Raw genomic sequence first — 2,639 nt, 5'->3', positions numbered from 1 at the left:
CTCTCCCACCCAGGCAGCCTATCTGCGTGCATTGCAGGAGAGCGAGATGGTCTTCGGCCTGGGCCCCGCCGGCACCGGAAAAACCTATTTGGCCGTGGCCCACGGCATATCCCTGCTGATCTCGGGCGCGGTGGAGCGCATCATCCTGTCCCGCCCGGCGGTGGAAGCGGGGGAGCGCCTCGGCTTCCTGCCCGGCGACATGAAGGAAAAGGTCGACCCTTACCTGCGGCCCCTGTACGACGCCCTGCACGACATGATGCCGCCGGACCAGATCACCAAGCGGCTGGAGAGCGGCGTGATCGAGGTGGCTCCGCTGGCCTTCATGCGTGGCCGTACCCTCACCGATGCCTTTGTGATTCTGGACGAGGCACAGAACACGACGCCCATGCAGATGAAGATGTTCCTCACCCGTCTGGGCGAGGGATCGCGCATGGTGATCACGGGCGATATCACCCAGACCGACCTGCCCCACGGCGTCCACTCGGGCTTGGCCGACGCCATCGACGTGCTGCGCGATGTGCATGGCGTGACCTTCATCCAGTTCAGTGACGTGGACGTGGTGCGCCACCCGCTGGTGGGCCGCATCGTCCGCGCCTATGACAAGCGCGACACAGACCCGGACCGGGGCAAGCTGGGGGCGTGATACGTTTTTGCTGTCAGCCCGGCTGACCGGAGGTTTTCTGCAATGCTTCTTCGTTTCCTTGTTGCCGCCGCCTCAGTCTTTTTTTCGTTCTCCGCGCACGCATGGGAGCTGACAAAGCTTGATCTGCCGCCCATGAAATGGGCGGACATCTACCATATCGCCGATGACGGATCGGCACTGACCGGAATGTTCTTTCCCGCAGCCAGAAGTTTTTACTGGTCCAGGGAAACAGGCGTTGTGCTGGACGCATCCGATGTCATGACGCCGGACGGAAAAACGCTCCTCCAGATTGAAGGTGCGAACAACCAGCCCGCAAGGCTTGTGGCCCTGGATCCCCGGACAGGGGAAAAGAAATCCTGGCCACTTCCCTACACGAAAGATTCTCTTTCACTCCCTTCCGTAAGCCCTTTTTTCTTCTCCCGGGGGGCTGTCCTCCGCCACACAATATTCAATGACAACAGCGAAGACGGCATAAGCTCGGAACACTGTCTTGTCTGGACGCCGCAGCGCGGGGTGACAGAAATCAGAAAAGAAGGAATTCGCCGGCTGTTCTGCGCCGGCATCTCCGGGAATGGTACGGCGGTTGTTGGTTCTTACCTCAATACTGAAGAAAACTCTTCCGGAAGTTTTTACTGGTCTGAAAGCCGGGGCTTTGTCCCGTTCGAGAGCAGGTTCGACCTTCCAGAAATTTCAGGCAATGGTCTGGTCGTCACAGCCTGGCCCAGGCTGGTGAAGCTCGGGAAACCGGAACTGGGTTATGAACCGGCCACTTTTTGGTCACCGGACACAGGTTTCACACCCTTGGGCAAGGATGGCTTCGGGCAAACAATCCCCCTGCATATTTCCCACGACGGACAGGTGATTGCAGGCATGCTGCTGACAGAACGAGAAATCACGGCACCCTGGGGCAAGGTTGCGGTCCGGCACGCATTCCGCTGGACGCCCGGGACAGGAGTCGTGGATCTCGGTGTTCTGGGGACCGAAAACGATGTCTCTTCCGGACCGCTGAAAATCTCGGCAGACGGATCAGTTATTCTGGGTTCCCAGAGAGGACAGGATGAATCTTCCTCCGGTTACTGGATCTGGACAGCGAACCAGGGCCTGCGCAACCTGAAAGATGCCCTGAAGGCTGCCGGCATTGACCTGGCCCATCTGGAGCCCTGGTGGGTCAATGACATGTCTGCGGACGCAGGCACCTTCGTGCTGGAAAAGGAAACTGACCGCACCCTCTATATTCTGCATGTAGGGGATCTGTTCCGGACGGGGGGCAGAACAGAAAACGGGAAAAGGTAACCTGCCTATCCTGCCATATGCCTGCCAACAACCCCGCTGATAGCCGCCCGGATATTCTCATCCCGGATCCCGTCCACCACCTCGGCCAGGAAGGCCTGGACCAGCAGGTGGCGAGCGGTGGTTTCGTCAATCCCGCGGGAGCGCAGATAGAACAGCGCCTGGTCGTCCAGTTCGCCTGCTGTGGCGCCGTGGCTGCATTTCACGTCGTCCGCGTGGATTTCCAGCTCGGGCTTGCTGTCGATTTCCGCGGCGTCTGACAGCAGCAGGGCGCGGTTCAGCTGGTACCCGTCCGTCTTCTGCGCGCCCGGAGCCACGTGGATCTTGCCCTGGAACACCGCGCGGCCGTTGCCGTCGATCACGCCCTTGATCACCTCGTGGCTGGTGCAGCCGGGACTGCGGTGGTCGATCAGTGTCGTGATATCGCTGTGCTGGCCTCCATGCACCAGATAGGCGCCCTGGATGCGGAACTCCCCGCCCGTGTCCGCAAACACCGTGTGCACCTCGCGCCGCACCAGGCGACCGCCGGCGTTGAGGATGAATGAATCACAAATGGCCCCCTGCCCCAGTCGCACGCCGGTGGTGGAAACGTGCACACCCTGCTGCGCCTCTTCCTGGACCATCACATGGGTCAGGCGGCTTCCGGCGCCCAGCGACAGCTCCACCACGCTGTTGCTGAAACAGGGCTGCGGACCCAGGCCGATGT

The 2,639-nt window shown here is 60.9% G+C and carries 3 protein-coding genes; 2 read left to right on the top strand and 1 reads right to left on the bottom strand.

Translation table 11 applies throughout. The features are described 5' to 3' along the window. The coding region (locus tag M3O22_05140) for a PhoH family protein (protein MDP9196140.1) at positions 1–643 on the top strand (643 nt) is incomplete at its 5' end. Between the two features lie 42 nt (positions 644–685). After that, complete coding sequence (locus M3O22_05135) at positions 686–1,936, top strand: hypothetical protein (GenBank protein MDP9196139.1); 1,251 nt, start codon at positions 686–688, stop codon at positions 1,934–1,936. 5 nt (positions 1,937–1,941) lie between these two features. Here M3O22_05135 and sufD read toward each other — a convergent pair. Continuing rightward, positions 1,942–2,639, bottom strand: a 698-nt coding sequence (gene sufD, locus M3O22_05130; protein MDP9196138.1) for a Fe-S cluster assembly protein SufD, incomplete at its 5' end; no start/stop codon positions are given.

The sequence above is a fragment of the Pseudomonadota bacterium genome, from assembly GCA_030775045.1.
Classification (GTDB): domain Bacteria; phylum Pseudomonadota; class Alphaproteobacteria; order JALYJY01; family JALYJY01; genus JALYJY01.
Note: the sequence above shows the minus strand (reverse complement) of the source record. Positions and strands in the feature narration are given on the sequence as shown.

Excerpts from the sequence above, each read along its gene's own strand:
- M3O22_05135 (MDP9196139.1), top strand. The coding sequence starts at position 686 with ATGCTTCTTCGTTTCCTTGTTGCCGCCGCCTCAGTCTTTTTTTCGTTC.